The sequence below is a fragment of the Nonomuraea sp. NEAU-A123 genome (assembly GCF_018603905.1).
Lineage (GTDB): Bacteria > Actinomycetota > Actinomycetes > Streptosporangiales > Streptosporangiaceae > Nonomuraea.
In genome coordinates this window covers 197,885-219,439 of record NZ_JAHFZZ010000018.1, presented here as the reverse complement: position 1 = coordinate 219,439, position 21,555 = coordinate 197,885, and the positions used below count along the sequence as shown (strand labels likewise).

Below are 21,555 nucleotides of genomic sequence, written 5' to 3'. Positions count from 1 at the left end.
CGCTCGGCGGCATCATGACCAAGGTCATCGAACGCAACACGACGATCCCGGCCCGCCGGACCGAGACCTTCAGCACGGCCGACGACAACCAGGGCGCCGTCGACATCGTGATCCTGCAGGGAGAGCGGGAGCGGGCGGCCGACAACCGGGTGCTCGGGCGCTTCCGGCTGGAGAACATCCGACCCGCGCCGCGGGGAGAGCCGCAGATCGAGGTCACCTTCGACATCGACGCCAACGGCATACTCAACGTCTCCGCCCGCGACAAGGACACCGGCGCCGAGCAGCGGATCACCATCAGCGAGAGCTCCAACCTGGACAAGCAGGAGATCGAGCGGATGGTCGCCGACGCCGAGCGCAACCGCACCGAGGACGCCAGGATCCGGGAGACGATCGACGCCCGCAACGAGCTGGACTCGATCGCCTACCAGGTGGAACGCCGCCTGCAGGAGCTCGGCGACGCCGTCCCCGTACACGAGAAGGCGCGTGCGGAGCAGCTCGTCCAGGACGCCCGGCAGGCGATCAAGGAAGAGGTGCCGACCGACCGGTTGCGTTCGCTCAGTGGCGAACTCCAGCAGGTGTTCCACGGGTTCGCGGCCAGTAGCCGGCAGGAGGGCCGGCCCGGCGTGCCACCACAGGGAAGGGCGGAAACGGCTGCCGGTAGCGACGAGGACGTGATCGACGCCGAGTACACCACGTCCGACTCGGAGTGACATGAACGACCGCGAAGACAGGACGGACGAGGCCGAGGCGTCGGGCGCGCCCGCGACGGCGGACGCGCCCGAGGAGACCGACGCCAAGCTCGCGGAGCTGGAGGACCGCTGGCTGCGTTCGGTCGCCGAGCTGGACAACGTGCGCAAGCGCATCGCCCGGGACACCGAACGGCTACGGGCCGAGGAACGGGACAGGGTGGCGGCCGAGTGGCTGCCCATCGTGGACAACCTGGAGCTCGCGCTGGGCCACGCGGCCGGCCAGGAAGGCGACGCGCGCGCCATAGCCGACGGGGTACGGGCCGTGCGGGACCAGGCTCTCGCGGTGCTGTCCCGCCTGGGCTACGCCCGCCACGACGAGACCGGCGTGCCGTTCGATCCCGTTCACCACGAGGCGGTGGCGACCGTCGAACGGGACGACGTCGCGCCGGGCACCGTCGTGCAGGTGGTCCGCCCGGGCTACGGCGACGATCTGCGGCAGCTCCGCCCGGCGATCGTGGTCGTCGCGAAGAAGGCGGAGTGATGGTGGCCCGGCGGGACTTCTACGAAGTGCTCGGCGTCGACAGGAAGGCCGACCAGGACGAGATCCAGCGGGCCTATCGCAAACTCGTGCGCGCCCACCATCCCGACGTCAACAAGGATCCCGGCGCGGAGGACCGGTTCAAGGAGATCTCGGAGGCGTACTCCGTACTCTCCGACCCCGGCACGCGCCGCCGGTACGACGCGTTCGGGCATGATTTCCGCCAGGTGCCGCCCGACGTGGATCCTGAGCAGTGGGCGCGGGCCCGCGCCGGCGGCGGAGCACGCGCGGGCCGGCGGAGCTCGGCGGGGAGGCAGGACTTCGGGTTCGGCACGGATGAAGGCATCGACATCGAGGACCTGCTCGGCGGCATGTTCGGCGGGCGCGGCAGGCGGGGCTGGGGGCCCGTGCCCGGCGCCGACCAGGAGGCGGAGCTGACCCTCACGGTCGAGGAGGCCTACCAGGGCGGGCGCCGGACCATCACGCTGCCCGGCGGGCGGCGGCTGGAGGTCGCGATCCCCCCGGGGGTCACGAACGGGCAGCGCATCAGGCTCGCCGGCCAAGGCGGGCACGGAAGCGAGGACGCCAAGCGCGGCGACCTCTTCCTCATCGTGCGGATCGCCGAGCATCCCCGCTACCGCGTGGAGGGCCGCGACATCCACACCGTCCTGCCGCTCGCCCCCTGGGAGGCCGCGCTGGGCGCCACGGTCGCCATCGACACGCCGGGCGGCGAGGCGAAACTCAAAGTGCCGCCGGGCACCTCGACCGGACGCCGCCTACGGCTGCGCGGCCGCGGCATGCCCAGCCCGCGCGGCGGCCCGGGCGACTTCTTCGCCGAGGTGCGGATCATGGTGCCGGCCCGGCTCACCGATGAGGAGCGGCGCCTGTTCGAGCAGCTCGCCGCCGCCTCGGCCTTCGATCCGAGGAGGCCTTCATGACCTATGCGCTCGTACGGCCGGTGCTGCTGGACCTGAACTCCTTCGCGCACGCCACCGGGCTGCATCCGGAGGCCGTCCGCCGGCTCGTGGCGCTGGGCCTGCTCGAACCGGTCAGGGACGCCAAGGGAGAGCTGTGCTTCCCGCCCGCCCAGGTGACGTTGGCCGCCCGGATCCAGCGGCTGCACGCGGGCCTGTCGCTCAACTACGCCGCCATCGGCCTGGTGATCGACCTGCTCGACCGGATCGAGGAACTGGAGACGACCCTGCGGAGCCTGTCCACACGACACTAGGGGGACTGGAGTGGACCCGAACCGGATGACCCAGAAATCGCAGGAGGCCCTGCACGACGCCCAGACCAAGGCCCTGCGTCACGGGCACACCGAGGTCGACGCCGAGCACCTCCTGCTGGCCCTGCTCGAACAGCCGGAGGGGCTGGCACCCCGGCTGATGGAGGTGGCCGGGGCCGACCCGAAGAGCCTGCGCGCCGACCTGGAAGCGGAACTCTCCCATCGGCCCAAGGTCAGCGGGCCGGGCACCACACCCGGCCAGGTCTTCGTCACCCAGCGGCTGTCACGGCTGCTCGACACCGCCGACCGGGAGGCGAAACGACTCAAGGACGAGTACGTCTCCGTCGAGCACCTGCTGCTGGCCCTGATCGAGGAGGGCAGCGCGACCCCGGCGGGACGGCTGCTGCACGGCCAGGGACTGACCCGGGACCGCTTTCTTCAGGCACTCACCGCCATCCGGGGCAACCAGCGGGTCACCTCGGCCATGCCCGAAGTGGCCTACGAGGCGCTGGAGAAGTACGGGCGCGACCTGGTGGCCGAAGCCCGCGCGGACAAACTCGAACCGGTGGTCGGCCGAGACACGGAGATCCGCCGCGTGATCCAGATCCTCTCCCGCAAGACCAAGAACAACCCCGTCCTGATCGGCGACCCCGGTGTCGGCAAGACGGCCATCGTCGAAGGGCTCGCCCAGCGGATCGCCCACGGCGACGTCCCCGAGGGGCTGCGCGACAAGACCGTCTTCAGCCTGGACATGGGCTCGCTCGTGGCCGGCGCCAAGTACCGAGGGGAGTTCGAGGAACGCCTCAAGGCGGTGCTGAACGAGGTGAAGAGCGCGGAGGGCCGGATCATCCTGTTCGTCGACGAGCTGCACACGGTGGTCGGAGCCGGGGCGGCCGAAGGCTCCATGGACGCCGGCAACATGCTCAAGCCGATGCTCGCGCGCGGCGAGCTGCACATGATCGGCGCGACCACGATCCAGGAGTACCGTCAGCACATCGAGAAGGACGCGGCCCTGGAGCGGCGCTTCCAGCCGGTGCTCGTCGAAGAGCCCTCCGTCGAGGACGCCATCTCGATCCTGCGCGGACTGCGCGAGCGGCTGGAGATCTTCCACGGCGTGAAGATCCAGGACAGCGCGCTCGTCGCCGCCGTGACGCTGAGCCACCGCTACATCGCCGACCGGTTCCTGCCGGACAAGGCCATCGACCTGGTCGACGAGGCGTGCGCGATGCTCCGTACCGAGATCGACTCCATGCCCGCCGAACTCGACGAACTGACCCGGCGGGTGATGCGGCTGGAGATCGAGGAGGCCGCGCTGGCCAAGGAGGAGGACCCCGCGAGCCAGGCCCGCCTCACCGATCTGCGCAAAGAGCTGGCCGACCTGCGCGCCCAGGCCGGCGCGACCCGGGCGCAGTGGGAGGCCGAACGCTCGGCCCTGCGCAAGGTCCAGGCCCTGCGGCAGGAACTGGAGACCGTACGGCGGGAGGCGGAGCAGGCCGAACGCGACTACGACCTCAACCGCGCCGCCGAACTCCGCCACGGCAAGCTGCCCGACCTGGAACGCCGGCTCCGTGCCGAGGAGGAGCGGCTGGGCAGCCGGCAGAACGGGCACCGGCTGCTGCGCGAGGTCGTGACCGAGGAGGAGATCGCCTCCATCGTCTCGCGCTGGACCGGCATCCCCGTCAGCCGGCTGCAGGAAGCGGAGCGCGACAAGCTGCTCAGGCTGGACGAGATCCTGCACGAGCGGGTCATCGGCCAGGAGGAGGCCGTCCGGCTCGTCGCCGACGCCGTCATCCGCGCCCGATCCGGCATCAAGGACCCGCGGCGGCCCGTCGGGTCGTTCCTGTTCCTCGGGCCGACCGGTGTCGGCAAGACCGAGCTCGCCAAGTCGCTCGCGGCCGCGCTGTTCGACACCGAGGACAACATGATCCGCATCGACATGAGCGAGTACCAGGAACGCCACACGGTCAGCCGCCTGGTCGGCGCGCCTCCCGGCTACATCGGCTACGAGGAGGGCGGCCAGCTGACGGAGGCGGTGCGGCGCAAGCCGTACTCGGTGGTGCTGTTCGACGAGATCGAGAAGGCGCACGCGGACGTGTTCAACACGCTGCTGCAGGTCCTCGACGACGGGCGGCTGACCGACGCGCAGGGCCGCACGGTCGACTTCCGCAACACCGTGGTCATCATGACCTCCAACATCGGCTCGCAGTACCTGCTCGACGGGGTCACCTCCGACGGCGAGATCAAGCCGGAAGCCCGCGACCGGGTGATGGGGGAGCTGCGCCGGCACTTCCGGCCGGAGTTCCTCAACAGGGTCGACGACATCGTGCTGTTCAAGCCGCTGACCGAGGCCCAGATCGAGCGGATCGTCGAGCTGATGTTCCACGACATCCGGCAGCGGCTGGCCGACCGGCGTCTCACGCTGGAGGTCACCGACGAGGCGCGGCGGCTCATCGCCAACCAGGGGTACGACCCGGTCTACGGGGCCCGGCCGCTACGCCGCTTCATCGCCCGCGAGGTCGAGACCAGGATCGGGCGCGCCCTGCTCAGCGGCGACGTCCCCGAAGGCTCGACCATCACGGTCGACGTCGACAAGGGCGAGCTGAACGTCACCTTCCACGGAGCGGGGTGACGCCTAGGTTCCCGCGGTGTGGTCCTCGTCGTAGATGTCGGACGCCGACCTGACGATGAGCGGGTCCGGGGCGCCGACCACCTCGTGGTCCTTGTTGTCGTAGTCGAACAGGTTCAGCACGTGGCGCATCGCCTCCAGGCGGCCCCGTTTCTTGTCGTTGCTCTTGATGACCGTCCACGGCGCCTCGCGGATGTCGGTGTTGAGGAACATCTCCTCCTTGGCGCTGGTGTAGTCGTCCCACCGATCCAGCGAGGCCAGGTCCATCGGCGACAGCTTCCACTGCCGCACCGGATCCACCTGCCTGATGATGAACCGGGTGCGCTGCTCCGACCGCGTCACCGAGAACCACAGCTTGACCAGGTGCATGCCGTCGCGTACCAGGGCCCGCTCGAACTGCGGCACCTGCACCATGAACTCCCGGCACTCCGCCTCGGTGCAGAACCCCATCACCCGCTCGACCCCGGCCCGGTTGTACCAGGACCGGTCGAACAGCACGATCTCCCCGGCGGAGGGCAGGTGGGCGATGTAGCGCTGGAGGTACCACTGGGTGCGTTCGCGCTCGGACGGCTTCTCCAGCGCGACCACGGTGGCCCCGCGCGGGTTGAGGTGCTCCATGAACCGCTTGATCGTGCCGCCCTTGCCCGCTGCGTCACGCCCCTCGAACAGGAGCACCAGGCGCTGGCCGGTGTCCTTGACCCAGTACTGCAGTTTCAGCAGCTCGATCTGCAGCAGCCGCTTGTCGTGTTCGTAGTCTTCCCGAGGCAGTCGTTCGGGGTAGGGGTAGTGCTCGCGCCAGGTGTCGACCCGGCTGCCGTCCGGCCGCAGCAGCACCGGATCGTCGTCGTCGCTGTCATCCACCAGCAGGCCAGGGGTGGAGTCCAGCAGTGAAACCCGCTCCATGACACCCGACTTGCCCAAATTTCGCCCGGCGATGCCGTTTTTGAGCGGCGTTCAGGAGCCGTTCGTTTGGAAGCGGTACTCGGGTCGTCACGGGTGTGGATCGCGCTGGTCGATGCGGCGCGCGGCCAGGCGGCCGGGGTCGGGCCAGTGCACGCCGTACGCCCAGCCCGCCAGCTCGAACCAGCGGATCAGCCGGGCGCTGGGGTCGAGCTGGCCCTGCAGCACCCCGTGCCGGGCGCAGGTCGGCTCCACGTGGTGCCAGTTGTGCCAGCCCTCGCCGAGCGTCAGCATCGCCACCCACCGTACGTTCGACGAGCGGTCCCTGGTCCGGAACGGGCGATCGCCGAAGGTGTGCGCGATGGAGTTGACCGACCACGTGACGTGGTGGACCACGGCGTAGCGGACCAGCCCGCCCCAGAAGAAGGCGGTCCACGCGCCCGCCCACGACATCGACCACAGCCCGCCCACCGCGGCGGGCAGCGCGAACGACAACGCCGCGACGGCCGGATAGGCGGCGTCGAAGCGCCGTACGTCCGGATCGGCCAGCAGGTCCGGCACCCAGTGCCGGCGGCTGGAACGCTGACGGGCGGTGTAGAACCAGCCGATGTGGGCGTGCGCCATGCCACGCAGCAGGGCCAGGCCGTCGTCGCCGTAACGCCACGGCGAGTGCGGGTCGCCCTCGCGGTCGGCGTACTTGTGGTGACGGCGGTGTTCGGCCGTCCACAGGGTGATCGGGCCCTCGACCGCCATGCCGCCGGCCAGCATGAGGGCGATGCGCAGCGGCCGGTGGCACCTGAAGGCCCGATGGGTGAAGAGCCGGTGGTAGCCGATGGCGATCCCGAAGATGCTGATCAGGTACATCACCACCGCGATGACCACGTCACGCGGGCCGATGCCCCATCCCCAGAGGGTGGGCACGGCGAGCGCCGGGAGCAGCATGGGGAGCACCACGAGGACGATCAGGTAGACGGTCCGGCGGCCGGTGGTGGCCGTCACCGTCTCCGCCGTGCCCGAGTCCGGCTGCGGGACGGGTGACGAGTTCACGCTATCTCCCATGATCGGCGAAGACGATGCGGCTCCTCATTCAACGGTCGCGTGCCCAGAGCACGGCAATGACCTGGAAGTGACGACACCATCACTCAGAGGAATCAAAACAATCCATACGGTAGCCATCAAGAAATGGGTATCGCCTGCCTAGGTTGTGGCTACACATCGTAATGATCTTTGTGCGCTCCGGCGTCGGACGGAAGGGCCTACGGCATGGGTGCTGTCGATCGGACGACCACGGGCGGCCATCTGGAGAGATACGACGAGGCGCTGGCCCGTGCGCCGATGGCCGCGTTCGGCCTGGTCCGGGAGTGGATGCGGACCGACTGGCGGGACCTGTTCGCCGAGCTCCGCGAGCGACGCCCCATCTTCGTCACGCCCGTCTTCACGATCGTGACCCGCTTCGCCGACGTCACCGAGGTGCTCTCTCGCGAGGAGGTCTTCTCGGTCCGCGCCTTCGGCCCGCGCCTCGACGCCGCGCTGGGCGGGCCGTTCATGCTGGGGCGGGACGCCACCCCGATGAACTGGCGGGACAAAGGGCTGATGCGGGTCATGCTCGACCCGCGCGATGTGGCCGGGGTGCGCGAGCTGACCGGGCGCCTCGCCGACGAGCTGCTCGACGCCGCCTTGCCGCACGGCCGCATCGAAGCGGTTCACGGGCTGTTCCGCACCGTCGCCCTGGGCGTGTCCGCGAAGTACTTCGGCTTCCCCGGCCCCGACGCGCAGACCCTGTCGCGGTGGACGCGGGCCATCGTCACCGACGGCTTCGCCAACTTCCTGGGTGATCCGGAGATCCAGGCGGCGTCGGTCCGCGCGGGCTCGGAGATGGTCGCCTACCTGCGCGGCCGGCTCGCCGAACACCGGGCCGCGCTCCGGGCGGGACGGGAGCTGCCCGACGACGTCTTCGCGCGGCTCGCCGGCACCACCCTGCCCGCCGAGATCGGCATGGACGACGAGCGCATCCTGATCAACATGGCCGGCCTGCCTCTGGGGTTCGTGGAGAGCGGGCCCGGCGCCATGGTCGAGGCGGTCGAGCAACTGCTGCTGCGCCCGCAGGTGCTGGCGCAGGCCGTCGAGGCCGCCGGCGACCCCGACCCGACGCGCTTCGACCGTTATGTATGGGAGGCGCTGCGGTTCAATCCGTTCTTCAAGCTGCTGCCCCGGCTGTGCGAGCGCGACTACGTGCTGGCCGCCGGCACTCCGCGCCGCACGGTGATCCCCGCGGGCACGTTCGTGCTCGCCGCGCCGGCCTCGGCCATGTTCGACGCGGACGAGGTGGCCGAGCCCGACGAGTTCCGCCTCGACCGGCCGGCCCACCACCAGCTGTTCTTCGGTTACGGCCACCACGCCTGCCTCGGCGTGCATCCCGCCAGGGCGATCATCTGCGAGGCCGTACGCCGCCTGCTGCTGCGCCCCGGCGTGCGCCTGCTCCCACCGCCGGAAGGGCGGATCGAACGCTCCAGCGGGATCTTCCCCGACCGGTTCGTCCTCGGGCTCGGCCCCGCGGACCAGGAAGGATGACGATGGCGCACGGCAGGGCGACGGCGCGGACCATCGCCAACGACGGGGTCGCCAACCGGCTCAGGTTCCTGGCACTGACCAACGGCCGGCCGTTCTGGGATCTCGTACAGTCCATCCAGCCGCTACGGCGTCGCCTCAACGCCACGCTGATCGACCACGCGATCCGCGAGATGCCGCCACGGCCCGAGCCGCTGAGCACGATGGCCGACTACACCTCATGGGCCTCACTGACCGACCGCACCTACAGCGGCCGGCACATGCCCCCCGTCGCCGCGGCCGAGGGCACCCGTCCCACGCCCGAGCGGGCCGCCGACCTGTTCACCCGTGGCGAGAGCATGATTCCCTGCCCGCGCTCCACGGTGTTGTTCGCCTACTTCGCCCAGTGGTTCACCGACGGCTTCCTGCGCGGCGACACCCACGTCCCGCGTGACCCCCGCAAGAACAGCTCCAACCACCAGATCGACCTGAACCAGCTGTACGGCCTGCGCGAGGCCGAGACGGCCGCGCTGCGTACCTTCGACGGCGGGCTGCTCAAGAGCCAGTTCATCAACGGCGGGGAGTTCCCGCCCTACCTGTGCGAGAACGGCAAGATCAAACCGGAGTTCGCCCCGCTGAGCGTCATCCGCTTCGCGGAGCTCACCGACGCGCAGCGCGACACGCTGTTCGCGACCGGGAGCGACCGGGGCAACATCCAGCTCGGCTTCACCATGCTCACGGTGCTGTTCCTGCGCGAGCACAACCGGGTGGCCCGCCTGCTCGGCCAGCTCTGTCCGCGCTGGGACGACGAGCGCCTGTTCCAGACGGCGCGCAACATCCTCATCGTGCTGCTGATCAAGCTGGTGGTCGAGGAGTACATCAACCACATCACGCCCTACCACTTCCGCTTCGCCCTGGATTCGCGGCTGACGACGATGCTGGCCCGCGTGCCCTGGCACCGGGAGAACTGGGCCTCGGTGGAGTTCAACCTCGTCTACCGCTGGCACAGCCTGATCCCCTCCCAGCTCTCGGTCGGCGGGCGCGATCTGCCGATGGCGCAGACCCTGCTCGGCGGCGCGCTGATCCCCGAGCATGGCCTCGGCCGGCTCTTCGAGGACGCCTCCCGGCAGCGTGCCGGCCGCCTCGGGCTGTTCAACACCGACCCCCTCCTTCGGGAGGTCGACGTGGCCAGCATCGCCGACTCGCGCACCCTCGGCCTGGCGCCCTACAACAGCTACCGCGAGCACTGCCGCTTCCCCCGGGTGCGCGGGTTCGAACACGTCTCCGGCGACGAGCGGGTCAGCGGCGCGCTGCGGGAGCTCTACCGCAGCGTCGACGACCTCGACCTGTACGTCGGCCTGTTCGCCGAGGAGCCCGGCGCGCCCGACGCCATCCTGCCGCCGCTCCTGACGAAGATCATCGCCATCGACGCCTTCTCCCAGGCGCTGACCAACCCGCTGCTGGCCCCGCGGGTGTCCAACGCCGCGACCTTCTCCCCGCACGGCATGCGGATCATCGCGAGCACACGGACCCTGTCGGACGTACTGCACCGCAACATCCCGGAGGATCCGGGCCCCCGCTTCGTCAGCATGGCACGAAGGGGCGTCCGGTGAGCGGGGAGACCGACCTGGCTGCTGGGCCGTTGCGGGCTGCGGCGCGTGAGCTGGTCGACATCGGGGTCACGATCCGGGAGGCGGCGGGCCACACCACGGCCGCGCTCACCGACGGCGCCCTGCTCCGTGCCCTGCCGCGCGCCCCCTCGCCGGGTTACCTGGCCCACCGCGCGCTGCTCCGCGCGATCCTCAACCGCAAGGGCCTCGGGTACGCGGTCACCGGCGGCCGGCTGGGCACCCTGGCGGCCAAGCTCGGCGGCATGGCCGGCGCGGAGAGCCTGGCCGTCCGCGTGCTGGCCACCTCGCTGCGCCTGCGGATCACGGCCGTCGCCGTCGACCACCACGAGCTGACCGCCGACCCCATGCTCGCCCGGCTCATCGACGCGGCCGCCGCCGACCGCGACCTGGAGGCCATCCGCGCGCTCCGCGCCCTGCTCAAGGACCGCGGCGCGGTACGCGCGCTCAGCGGCCTCGCCCCGATCTTCGGCGAGGTCCTCGCCCTGCGGGCGCTGCTCGACGAGAACCCGCTCAACGACGACACCGCCTGGCTGATCGCGACGGGAAAGGGCTACGCCACCGCCGACCCGATCACCGGCATGAGCAACAGGGCCGTCGCGGCCCTCGACACGGGGGAGGGGGCCGCGCGCCGCGTCGACCTGCCCGCCACCGAATCCGCGCGACTGTGCTCGCAAGGGTCACTGCTCGGTTTCCTGCGCAACATCAGCGCGGTCGGTACGACCGGCCGGATGCTCATCCAGAGCGTCGAGGGCCCCGACGGGGTGGTACGCCACATCGTCCAGGCGCCCGGCATGCGGGCGGGACGGCCGGACGGCGACTCACCCCAGGACCTGCTCGGCGCCTTCAGCAGTGCCGTGCTGGCCAGCAGCCCCTACAGCCGCTCGCTGGCCAAGGCCGTCGACGACTACGGCCTGCCCCAGGGCGCCGAACTGGCGCTCATCGGGCACAGCGCGGGTGGCGCGGCCATCATGAACCTGGCACAGGACGCGGAGTTCTGTGCCCGTTACAAGGTCACCCATGCCGTCGCGGTCGGCTCGCCCGTCGACTTCAAGATCCCCGCCGATCCGCGCACCTGGGTCGCCAGTGTCACCAACCAGCACGACATCGTCCCCACCCTCGACGGCCAGGGCGCGGGCAACTGCTTCGACCTGCATCCCGACTGGTACGTGGTGGACTACTTCGACTCCACCCACCTGTTCCCGCTCTGCCACAGCATCGAGCACTACATCGCCAACATCGCCGACGACCTGCCCGAGGCGCGGCGCCGGATCGACGGGCGGCTCGCGCGGTACCGGGGGCCGGTCGTGCGCTCGCAGGCGTACCTGCTGTCCGACCGCCCATCCGATCCCGAGGGTTTCCCCTTCCTCGCCGTGCCCACCTACCCGGTGGACGGCCCGGAGGGGACGGTCGAGCTGCCGATCAGGTGTCAGGACGGCAGCGCCCTCACGGCGTACTTCGCCGCGGATCCGGCGGTGGCGGCAGCCCTGCTGGAGGGGACCGGGTTCGGGCCCGCCGTGCGGGTCGCGGGGCGGGCCCTCGTGGCCGTGCACGCCTTCTGGAACCGGCGTACCAGTGTGGGTGGCTACCGCGAGGTCCAGCTCGGGATCGTGGTGCCCGGCCCGTGGCGGTCGCAGGTGCAGGTGCAGGTGCAGGTGCAGGCGCGGTCGCGGTTGCGGTCGCTGTGTGTCTGGCCCGATCTGCTGCGCGGGGCCGACCGGCGGCGGTCGGGCAGCTTCCTGGCCGGCTCCGTGCTCGACGACGCCACCGTCCGCGCCCTTGCGCCGCGGTTGTGGGGCGGTGAGCCGTACCTGGCGCCCCTGGAGTTCGAGCTCACCACCAGGGCCGCGCGCGTCGACGTCGGTCCGGTCGATGACCGGATCCTCACGCTGCGCGGGCCCCTCGGCCCCTGGCTGCCCGTGAGTGACCGCGATCTGGTCGGCTACGCGCGGGGGGCGGCGGACACGATGCTGCGCTCATGCGTACGGACCCGCGGGCTGGGCCGCCTGCACCCCGTGCCCCGGGTACGGCTGGCCGTCGGGCCGCGGTCGGCGCACCCACTGGCGCAGCGGCTTCGCGAGCTGGGTCTCGACGGCGCCCGCCCGCTGCTGTGCCTGTCGGCCACCGCCCACCAGACGCTCCGGGGCGCCGCCGTCCCGGTGCCGATCCCCTGACCGGAGGACCGATGTCAGCCGAACCCGCGGCGATCGCCGCCCACGCCGCGATCCTGCGGTCCGACATCCGCGCGCTCGCCGACTGCGCCGTACGCCTGCGCGAGATCGAGGCCAGGCTGACAGCCGTCGGCGGCGCGCCGCCCTGGCTGCGCGACGCGGTGACCGCCCACCACGCCGCCTGCGTGACGGCCGCCGCCGATCTGACCGCGGCGGCGGCGTACCTGCGCCAATACGCCGAGCGGGCGCGCCCCTGACGCGCCCACCCGCCGCGTTTTACGGCCCGCGCCGCGTTCGGCCCGCCGCGTTGTACGGCCCGAGCGCATTCGACCCGCTTCGTCGTGCGGCCCGCGCTGCGCTCAGCCTGCTTCGTGGATGGCCCGTGCCGCGCTCAGGCCCGACTCCAGGGCGCCCTCGATCCACGCGTGCCACAGCGAGCAGTGTTCGCCCGCGAAGTGCACGCGGCCCTCCGGCGCGATGATCGCGTCATGCAGGTTGCTCTGCTGGTGCGGCTCGAACAGGGCGAAGGCGCCGGCGGCGTAGGGGTCGTTGTACCAGGCGTGCGTGACGCCGAACTCGAAGTGGTCGTGGATCTGGGGGTGGATCTTGGCGACGTCCTCGAGCGCCTGATCCACCCGCTTCTGCGACGACATCGCGCCCCACCGCAGCGCGTCCTGCCCCCAGGTGTAGCTGGCCAGCAGGACCGTACGCTCGTCGTCGGGCGCGGGGTGCGAGGGGTAGCAGATGCGCCGGATCGGCAGGTCGGTGACCGTGGTGCCGCCGACGATGCCATCGGTCTGTTGCCAGAACGGCCGCCGTACCTGAAAGAGGATCTTGGTGGAGGCGTTGTAGTTCAGCTCGCGGATGGCGCGCTGCTTGCGGCGGGAGAAGGCGGGCCTGGCCTCGATGTCGCGCAGCACCGAGAACGGAATCGTGCAGATGGCGTAGTCGCCGGTGAGCGTGGTCTTGCCCGAGCCCGTCCTGAGGTGCAAGGTGACCGAGTGGTCGTCCTGCTCGATGGCGGTGACCTCGTGGCCGAACCGGATGTGGTTCTTGAGCTCCCGGTAGAAGCCGTCCGGCAGCCGGTCGGCGCCGCCCTCGATCTCCTGCATGTCCTCGAACGCCCGCCCGATGATCTCGCGGAACTGCTCGATGACCGCCGCGTTGAGATTGGCCTCCCGGAAGCTCATGACGCCGTAGAGCTCGATGGCCCCCTCGGAGAATCCGCGCTCGCGCAGGAAGCTGCGGATGGAGTAGCGGTCGTACTCGGCGCAGATGCGGTCGAGCGCGTTCTCGCCCTCCTGGGCGTACAGGTCGTGGATCTCCTGCGTGGCGGTGCGCCACAGGTCCTCGTACGTGCGACCGCGCTCGTGCTCGGCCAAGCCGAAGTCGATGATCTCGGGGTTGTCGTTCAGCTCCCGGATCGTGGTCCTGACGCCCTGGATGTAGGCCAGGGTGTGGGGATTGCCCATGACGAACGGGCGCAGGGCCAGCCCGAACTTCGCGCAGTAGGCCAGCGTGAGGTCGTGCACGCGGGGGATCCGCATCGCGCCCGCCTCGGCGTACAGGCCGGGCGCGAATCCGCGCAGGGTGAGCACGCGCCCGCCGACCCGCTGCTGGGCCTCCAGGACGACGGGCTCGTGGCCCTGCCGCATCAGCTCGTAGGCGGCGACCAGCCCGGCCATCCCGCCCCCGATGATCAGTACGCGTTTGCGGGGCCGGCCGCCGGCGGCCAGTCCGTGCTCGGCTGTCGCGACCAGGTCCGCCGGCACTCTGAGGTCATGACTCGGTCTCGGCACCCCCGCGTCCGCCAGCTCCGCGGGCATGGCCGAACCCAGTGGTGTCGACATCGACAGGCTCTCGTCCAGGACGTCACGCTCCTTCGTCGTCACTTAAAGCAAGTACATGATCGCCCTAAGTAATGACTTTGCCAAGAGGCCGGCGTGCGCCCTGTTGAGTCAGGGGCAGCAGCCGCCGCCCCACGCCTCGCACCAGTCGATGCCGTGGGTGTCCTGGGTCTCCCAGTAGAACCTGGTCCTGGGCCTGCGGCGGGGCGCGAGCTCGTCGAGCGAGTACGCGTCGTACAGGCGCCCGTTGACCATCGTCATCGTCACGCTCGTCGAGTTGCCGATGTCGTCCAGCGGGTTCTCACGCATGACGATCAGGTCGGCGAGCTTGCCCGGCTCGAGTGAGCCGAGCTGGTGGTCCACGCCGAGGCTCTCGGCCACGTTGATCGTGGCCGCCCGCAGCACCCGGTGCGCTGGCATGCCGCCCTCGGCCAGCAGCGCCATCTCCCAGTGCATGGCCATGCCGGGGATCTCGCCGTGGGATCCGGCGTTGATCCGCACCCCCGCCTGGTCCAGCCGGTTGACCGAGCGGGACACCGCCAGGACCCCGATGTCGTACAGCTCGTCGGCCACGTGGATCGTGGTCATGGCCCGGGCATACGGAGGGGCCTCGTACGGCGTGTTCAGCGGGCTGTATCCGCTCAGGCACGCCTGGACATAGGTGCGGATCCGGGGGTCCTTCCACACCTCGGTCCGCTGGTACATGTAGTTCTCGCCGAACAGCTCCCCGAAGGCCACGATGAGCGTGGGCGTGTTGGACACCCCGGCCAGGGCCATGAGCTGCACCACGTCGTCGTAGCAGGTGGCCACGGGCAGGTTGTGCTCGAGGTTGGTGTGGCCATCCAAGATCATGCTGATGTTGTGGTAGAAGTGCGTCTCGCCCTCGACCACGATGTTGACGCCGTGCTCGCGGGCGGCCTTGACCAGCATCTGCCGGTGGCGCCGCGCGGGCCACTTGTAGCTTTTGACGCTCAGCGCGCCGAGCGCCTTCTTCCGCTTGATCACGCCTTCGGCGTCCTCGTAGGTGTCGATCGGGCTGTAGAGGTGGAAGACGTTGTGGGGGCGGCCGTGGATGGCCGAGCCGGTGCCGATCCAGCGGGGGCCGACCGTCAGGCCGGCCTGGGTGGTCTCGGTGCTCTCGAAGTTCGGCAGTTCGGAGGAGAAGGGGTCGAAGTTCGTGGTGACGCCGAAGGCCAGGGCGGCGAACCTGGCCGCCTGCTTCTGCGGTGTCACGCCGTTGTCGGTGCTGCCGTCGATGTGCCCGTGGCCGTCGATGAGGCCGGGCATCAGGGTCATCCCCGTGCAGTCGATGACCGTGGCGTCCTCCGGCACGGGCACCTCGTCGCCGACCGCGACGATGCGGTTGCCGCGGACGACGACCGTTCCCGGGCGGTGCACCACCTCGCCCCGCATCGTGATCACGGTGCCGCCGGTCAGCGCCACGCACCCGCCGGGCACGTCGGCGTCCACCGTGAGGTCCACGGGGGAGGAGGCTCGGGGCGAGTCCCACGCGCTGGCCTCCCGTACGTGCAAGTTGGGGCCGACCGCCCAGTGCAGGCTGGCGCTGTCCGCCGCCCAGGCCAGCGCGTACCCGCCGTGTTCGGTGAGCCGGTGGCAGGGCACCTCGGCGGTCGTCGGCGTGATGAGGAGCTCGTGGCCGGTCTCGCGGTAGGGGATGACGTAGTACTCGCTGCCGTGCCTGAAGGCCAGCCAGGCGCGGTCCGGGCTCAGGCGCAGCTCGTAGGTGTCGGCGTCCGCCGTACGGGCGTGCACTCGGCGGTTGCCGCCGAGCAGGTCGACGCTGATGAGCACCTCGACGGGCTCGGCGCCCGAGCTGTCGGTGACCGTGGCGTAGATCCTGGAGCCGTCAGGGCTGAAGACGGGCGCGTCGTCCACGGGGGCCAGGTAGCGGGGTTCGCCGCCGCCGCTGTCCACCACGTACAGGCCGGGGCGCGAGCGTGACCCGCCGAGCTGGACGTCGTGCTCCTGCAGCCGGTAGGCGATCAGCGTTCCGTCGGGGCTGAACGCGGGCTGCCGCATGACGCCGGAGCAGGCGGCGACCTCGGCGGCCTCGTCCCAGCGGTCACGTGGGCAGCGCCGCAGCGTGCTGCCCCGCTCGTCGTCCCACTCCACGTAGGCGAGCAGGCGGCCGTCGCGGCTGAAGGCCGGCTCCGTCGCGTGCAGGGCGTGGTCGCCGACGGGCGTCACGGTGTCCTTGCCGCGCGTGGTGTGCCACAGGCGGCCCAGCGCGGTGAACGCCACCTCTTGTCCGCCGGGCGCGACGGCCAGGTGCCGCACCGCGCGGGCCACCACCTTGTCCGGCGCCAGATCGTGGCGGACGCGGACCGGCTCGACGAGCGTGTGGTGGCACTCCGCGGTGAACGGGATCGCGGTGCACGCGCCGCTGCCGACGTCGATCCGCCGCAGCCCGCCGCCCGCCCAGATGGCGACGTGACGGTTGTCGGGAAACCAGGAGAACCTCGGGTAGTAGTTGCCCTGGATCTCCCAGACCGCCTGGTTGTCGCGGTCGAGGCCGTCGAAGACCGGACGCTGCCGGCCGTCGGTGAGGTCCAGGCAGAACAGCACCGTCTTGTCCATGACGCGCCGGATGAAGGCGAGCTGCTTGCCGTCGGGCGAGAGCGCGGCGCGGATGGCCCCGCCGAACCCGCCCACGACGGTGTCGGTGTGCCCGTCCTCCAGCCTGCGGCGGCGGATGGCGAAGTTGGCGTGGTTGGCGTCCACGTAGATCTTGGGGGTGACGAGGCGCTCGCTGTAGTACAGCCAGGCGCCGTCCGGCGACAGCGCGGGCTCCAGGACGTCCCGCCCGCTTGACGGCACGTCCACCAGCAGCCGCCCGCTTTGGGCGCCGCCCTGGCCCGGCGCCTCGAACAGGCGGATCTGCGAGGAGAAGAGCTTGCGATGCGCCCGGAAGATCGTCGGCGCGATCACGCCGCGCCCGCCGGGACCCCAGATGGGGTCGGTCAGGATCGCGTCGGTCTCCCAGGTGAGCTGGCGCGGGTTCGATCCGTCGAGGTCGCAGGACCACACGTTGTCGAACCCGTCGGCGTCGCTCAGGTAGAGGATCTCCGTGCCGTCGGGGCTGACGGAGGGCATGCGGTGCATCGCGGAGCCGCCCTGGAGCAGCGTCGCCGTACCGCCCGTCGAGGGGATGGAGTAGAGGTCGCCGAGCAGGTCGAACACGATGCTCTCGCCGTCGGGGCTGACCGAGACGCTCATCCAGGTGCCCTCGGAGGTGGTGAAGGAGACCTCGCGGCTGGGCTGTCCCGTCGCGGTGATGTCCCAGGTCATACGGCGACCTCCGTCCAGCCGTCCTCAGTAGCGGTGCAGGGGCCGCCCTCCTGCAGTACCAGGCAGCGCCGATCGAGGTCGAAGCTGATCATCATCTTGGTCTCCCATCGGTCGGTCACCGGTGCTCCCGGACGCGGGTGGGCGCAGATCGGCGCGCCGTCCGCCCAGTGGCAGACCAGCCCGCGAGCCCATTCCGTACGACTCGCCCCGGTAAGTACCTGCCTGCGCTCGCGCAGCTCCGCCAGGCGGGGGAGCGTGTCGTCCCCGATGGCCGCGAGCCGGTCCCCGGGCGCGAGCCCCGGGTCGAGGAAGTGGTTGGTGTGCAGCAGGAAGCCCTCCTCCGGCGGGAGCACCACGACCCCCGCGGGCGAGATCTCCAGCGTGGCGCCGTCCGCGGCCTGCCCGTCCCAGGTGACCACCGTGAACGAGGCCGACGCCGAGACAGGGGCCGAGCGGGCGATGTCGACGGCGTCGGCCACGGATCTCGCCGTGTCGAGGACGCGCCTGGCGATCGCGTGGATGGGTACGCCCTCGGCCGTGCCGTCGGAGGTGTGGCACAGCAGGGTGAACAGCAGCCCGAGCCCGGAGCTGTTGACGCCCGCCTTGCCCAGCACGCCGTTCTCGGCGAACGTCGCGACCGTCAGGTCCTCGGGGGAGGTGTGCCGCAGGACGGTGAAGTTGCTGATCGAGGGGATCCAGTCCCAGGTCTGCAGCGCCCTGGGCGGTTCGCCGGGCGGCAGCCACACCGCGCTCGTGCACTCCTTCAGCCCGGCGATGGCGCCCCTGACCAGGATCTCGGTCCGGCTGTTGAGCGCGGCGACCTCCCACAGCCGCAGCCCGGTGCCGCGGGCGATGCCGGTGATCTCCGCCGCGAGTTCGGGCGCCCAGTCGCGCAGGTGCTCGTAGCTGTCCTCGGCGATGGCGCGTACGGTGTGCGGGTCGAGCCCGGCCGCGTCGAACAGCCACGTGTAGTCCTTGGCCGTGCCGAGGATCTGGTCGCGCCAGCGGTTCCCGATGCCGAGGCCGCGGGCCAATGGGTCGCGTTCGTCCGAATGGTGGAAGTTGATGGACATCGGCGGCTCAGAAGCGCAGGTGGCGGCCGATGGGCACCACCATGGGGGTCTGTGAGACCGGGTCGGGGATCACCTTCGACTTCAGGCCGAACACCGCCTCCACCAGCTCCTCGTTGACGATCGCGCTCGGCTCGCCCTGGGCGATGATCTCCCCCTTGCGCATGGCGATGAGATGGTGGGCGTATCGGCAGGCCAGGTTCAGGTCGTGCAGGACGACGGCGATGGTCCGTCCCTCCTCGCGGTTGAGCTGTACCAGCAGGTCCAGCACGTCGATTTGGTGGTGTACGTCGAGGTAGGTGGTGGGTTCGTCGAGCATGAGGATGCCTGTCTCCTGGGCCAGCGCCATCGCGATCCACACGCGCTGCCGCTGTCCGCCCGACAGTTCGTCGACCGCCCGCCCCGCGATCTCCGCGGTGCCGGTGGCCTCCAGCGCCCAGGCGACCACCCGCTCGTCCTCGTCTGTCCATTGCCGGAACCACTTCTGGTGCGGGTACCTGCCGCGGCAGACCAGGTCGGCCACCGTGATGCCCTCGGGCGCGGTGGGCGTCTGCGGGAGGATGCCGATCCTGGTGGCGAGCTGCTTGGACGGCATCTCGTGGATCGCCTTGCCGTCGAGCGTGACGGCGCCGCCGCGGGGTTTGAGCAGTCGCGCCAGCGCCCGCAGCGTCGTCGACTTGCCGCACGCGTTGGCGCCGACGAGCACGGTGATCTTCCCGGGCGGGATGTCGATGCACAGGTCGCCGACGATGTCGGCGCCGTCGTAGCCGAGCCTGAGGTGGTGGCCGCGCAGTTGTTGCGCGTCGGAGGGCTGCGCGGGGTTCGCGGGCGTCATGGGCTCCACCGGGGAGGTAGGCGCGGGGGAGGATGGCAGTCGGGAGGATGGCATCGCCGTCAATCTCCTTGTCCTGAGCTGTTCGTCGTGGCCAGCAGCCACAGCAGGTAGGGGGCGCCGATGATGCCGGTGATGATGCCGACGGAGACCTCGGTGCTGGACAGGGCCATGCGCCCGATCAGGTCGGCCACCGCGACGAGGACGGATCCGATCAGGGCGGCCGGCAGGAGCGCGGGGCCCGGTGACCGCGACAGCCGCCGGGCGATGGGCGCGCAGACGAACGCCACGAAGGCCACCGGACCGGCCGCGCCGATCCCGGCTCCGGCCAGCGCCACCCCCACCACGAGCAGCAGCAGCCTGGACCGCTGGACGGACACGCCGACGGCCGTCGCGGAGTCGTCGCCGAGTTCGAGCACGTTGAGCTGCTTGCCGAGGGCGAGTGTGCCCGGGACCAGCACCAGGAGCATCAGCGCGATGGGCTCGATGTTCTCCCAGCCGCGCCCGTTGAGGCTGCCGCTCAGCCACAGCGCGGCCGAGGCCGCGTCGTGGGTGTGCGCGCGGGTCCAGAAGAACTGGGTCAGCGCCAGCGCGACCGCCCCGACGCCGATGCCGACCAGCACCAGGCGGTAGCTCGACAGCCCGCGCCGGTAGGCGAAGGTGTAGATGAGGGCCGCGGTCAGCAGCGCGCCGGCCGTCGCGGCCAGGGAGAGCGGCAGGCCGCTCAGCCCCAGCAGGGTCAGCCCGATCACCGCGGCCAGGCTGCCGCCCGCGGTGATCCCGAGGATGTCCGGGCTGGCCAGCGGGTTGCGCGCCAGCGACTGGAAGACCGCGCCCGACATGCCGAACGCGGCGCCGACCAGCACGGCGAGCAACGCTCTCGGCAGGCGGAGCGACTGGACGACGAACACCTCGCCGCCGTCGCCCGCGCCGAACACCGCGGGCAGTACGCGCAGGACCGAGATGGTGAAGTCGCCGACGGACAGGCTCAGGCAGAACACCAGCACGGCCGCCAGCGCGAGGACGACGGTGACCGTGCGCCTCCTGCCGGCGACGCGGCCCCGGGTACGCGACACCGAGGCGATGGCCTCGGAGAGGGCGGGAGAGGTCATAGCGAGGCCAGATTCTTGCGACGGACGAGGGCGATGAACACCGGGGCGCCGAGGAGGGCCGTCACGATGCCGACCTGCAGTTCGGCCGGCGCCACGGCCAGCCGGCCCACGATGTCGGCGACCAGGAGCAGGATGGGGGCCAGCACCGCGCTGTACGGCAGGACCCAGCGGTAGTCCGGGCCGACGATCGCCCGGGCGATGTGCGGCACGGTCAGGCCGACGAAGACGATGGGTCCGGCCGCGGCCGTGGCGGCGCCCGCCAGAATCATGATCGCCACCCCGCAGACGATCCGGGCCCGCGTCACGTTCTGGCCCAGCGAACGGGCCACGTCGTCACCCAGGGCGAGCGTGTTGAGCACGCGGCCACTGGCCAGCGCCAGCACGGCTCCCACGGCGACGAAGGGCCACACCTCGGCGGCGACGTCGGCCCCGCGCCCCGCGAGCGACCCGACGGACCAGGCACGGTAGGCGTCCATGGTCCGGACGTCGAGCAACTGGACGAGGGTGGTGAAGGAGGTCAGCAGGGCCGTCACCGCCGTGCCCGCCAGCGCCAGCTTCACCGGGGTCGCGCCGTCCCTGCCGAGACTGGAGATGAGGTACACGACCACCACCGCGACCCCCGCGCCGGCGAAGGCGAACCACACGTAGCCGAGCAGGGTCGTCACGCCGAAGAAGTGCACCGCGGTCAGCACCGCGAGCGCGGCACCGGCGTTGACGCCGAGGATGCCCGGGTCGGCCAGCGGGTTGCGGGACACCCCCTGCATCACCGCCCCCGCGAGCCCGAGCGCCAGCCCGACGAGCAGCCCGATGACCGTCCGCGGGACGCGCAGGGAGCGGATGACGGCCTGGGCCTCGTCGGTGGGGTCGTAACGCAGGAGCGCGTCGTAGGCGGTGTCCATCGGCAGGTGCCGGGAACCCAGCACCAGGCTGGCCACGGCGATGGCGGCCAGCAGGGCGATCGCGATCACCAGGCCGAGGGGGCGCCCCAGCCCGCCGACCAGACCCCGGCGGGGCGGGGCCTGGTCACGGCGGACGGAGCGTCGTGCGGTGGTCGTGCTCAC

At 71.1% G+C, this 21,555-nt stretch carries 18 protein-coding genes; 10 read left to right on the top strand and 8 right to left on the bottom strand.

What is annotated here, in order from left to right:
- From KLK06_RS42385 to clpB, 5 genes are all read left to right on the top strand, one after another.
- Positions 1-710, top strand: a 710-nt coding sequence (locus tag KLK06_RS42385) for an Hsp70 family protein (protein WP_214641346.1), incomplete at its 5' end; no start/stop codon positions are given.
- 1 nt (position 711) lies between these two features.
- A complete protein-coding gene (locus KLK06_RS42380; protein WP_214641345.1) occupies positions 712-1,230 on the top strand; it encodes a nucleotide exchange factor GrpE in 519 nt (172 codons plus the stop codon).
- Complete coding sequence (locus KLK06_RS42375) at positions 1,230-2,165, top strand: DnaJ C-terminal domain-containing protein (protein ID WP_214641344.1); 936 nt, start codon at positions 1,230-1,232, stop codon at positions 2,163-2,165. Before KLK06_RS42380 ends, KLK06_RS42375 begins: the two co-directional genes overlap by 1 nt.
- A complete protein-coding gene (locus tag KLK06_RS42370) occupies positions 2,162-2,455 on the top strand; it encodes a chaperone modulator CbpM (protein WP_214641343.1) in 294 nt (97 codons plus the stop codon). Before KLK06_RS42375 ends, KLK06_RS42370 begins: the two co-directional genes overlap by 4 nt.
- 25 nt (positions 2,456-2,480) lie before the next feature.
- A complete protein-coding gene (gene clpB, locus KLK06_RS42365) occupies positions 2,481-5,081 on the top strand; it encodes an ATP-dependent chaperone ClpB (RefSeq protein WP_214641342.1) in 2,601 nt (866 codons plus the stop codon).
- 3 nt (positions 5,082-5,084) lie between these two features.
- On the opposite strand, the gene ppk2 is transcribed toward clpB, so the two are convergent.
- Positions 5,085-5,981 carry a polyphosphate kinase 2 gene (gene ppk2, locus KLK06_RS42360; protein WP_214641341.1) on the bottom strand — a complete coding sequence of 299 codons (897 nt, stop codon included), beginning with the start codon at positions 5,979-5,981 and terminating at the stop codon, positions 5,085-5,087.
- Between the two features lie 87 nt (positions 5,982-6,068).
- Entirely contained in the window at positions 6,069-7,037 is a 969-nt protein-coding gene (locus tag KLK06_RS42355) for an acyl-CoA desaturase (protein ID WP_214641340.1), read from the bottom strand.
- Here KLK06_RS42355 and KLK06_RS42350 point away from each other — a divergent pair.
- The 5 genes from KLK06_RS42350 to KLK06_RS42330 all read left to right on the top strand — a co-directional run bounded on the left by KLK06_RS42350 (position 7,036) and on the right by KLK06_RS42330 (position 12,581).
- A complete protein-coding gene (locus tag KLK06_RS42350) occupies positions 7,036-7,179 on the top strand; it encodes a hypothetical protein (RefSeq protein ID WP_214641339.1) in 144 nt (47 codons plus the stop codon). The genes KLK06_RS42355 and KLK06_RS42350 overlap by 2 nt on opposite strands.
- A gap of 62 nt (positions 7,180-7,241) precedes the next feature.
- Complete coding sequence (locus KLK06_RS42345) at positions 7,242-8,549, top strand: cytochrome P450 (RefSeq protein ID WP_214641338.1); 1,308 nt, start codon at positions 7,242-7,244, stop codon at positions 8,547-8,549.
- A 2-nt stretch (positions 8,550-8,551) separates the two neighbouring features.
- A complete protein-coding gene (locus KLK06_RS42340) occupies positions 8,552-10,138 on the top strand; it encodes a peroxidase family protein (protein ID WP_214641337.1) in 1,587 nt (528 codons plus the stop codon).
- Positions 10,135-12,327, top strand: a complete 2,193-nt coding sequence (locus KLK06_RS42335; RefSeq protein ID WP_214641336.1) for a hypothetical protein — start codon at positions 10,135-10,137, stop codon at positions 12,325-12,327. Before KLK06_RS42340 ends, KLK06_RS42335 begins: the two co-directional genes overlap by 4 nt.
- A gap of 11 nt (positions 12,328-12,338) precedes the next feature.
- The gene (locus tag KLK06_RS42330) at positions 12,339-12,581 is read left to right on the top strand and encodes a hypothetical protein (protein WP_214641335.1); all 243 of its coding nucleotides are present in this window, start codon (positions 12,339-12,341) and stop codon (positions 12,579-12,581) included.
- Between the two features lie 102 nt (positions 12,582-12,683).
- Here the strand turns inward: KLK06_RS42330 and KLK06_RS42325 are convergent, their stop codons facing one another.
- The 6 genes from KLK06_RS42325 to KLK06_RS42300 form a co-directional block, all read right to left on the bottom strand.
- Positions 12,684-14,216, bottom strand: coding sequence for an FAD-dependent oxidoreductase (locus KLK06_RS42325; RefSeq protein WP_308168703.1), 1,533 nt, complete (start codon positions 14,214-14,216; stop codon positions 12,684-12,686).
- A 66-nt stretch (positions 14,217-14,282) separates the two neighbouring features.
- On the bottom strand, positions 14,283-17,480 hold the full coding sequence (locus KLK06_RS42320) for an amidohydrolase family protein (protein WP_214641334.1): 3,198 nt from the start codon (positions 17,478-17,480) through the stop codon (positions 14,283-14,285).
- Positions 17,477-18,553: a C45 family peptidase gene (locus KLK06_RS42315; protein WP_214641333.1), complete on the bottom strand. Its 1,077-nt coding sequence runs from the start codon at positions 18,551-18,553 to the stop codon at positions 17,477-17,479. The genes KLK06_RS42320 and KLK06_RS42315 overlap by 4 nt, the downstream gene beginning before the upstream one ends.
- A gap of 7 nt (positions 18,554-18,560) precedes the next feature.
- Positions 18,561-19,385 (bottom strand): ABC transporter ATP-binding protein, encoded by an 825-nt coding sequence (locus KLK06_RS42310; RefSeq protein ID WP_250906845.1) that lies wholly within the window; start codon positions 19,383-19,385, stop codon positions 18,561-18,563.
- Between the two features lie 59 nt (positions 19,386-19,444).
- The gene (locus KLK06_RS42305) at positions 19,445-20,494 is read right to left on the bottom strand and encodes an iron chelate uptake ABC transporter family permease subunit (protein ID WP_214641331.1); all 1,050 of its coding nucleotides are present in this window, start codon (positions 20,492-20,494) and stop codon (positions 19,445-19,447) included.
- The gene (locus tag KLK06_RS42300) at positions 20,491-21,555 is read right to left on the bottom strand and encodes an iron ABC transporter permease (protein WP_308168702.1); all 1,065 of its coding nucleotides are present in this window, start codon (positions 21,553-21,555) and stop codon (positions 20,491-20,493) included. Before KLK06_RS42300 ends, KLK06_RS42305 begins: the two co-directional genes overlap by 4 nt.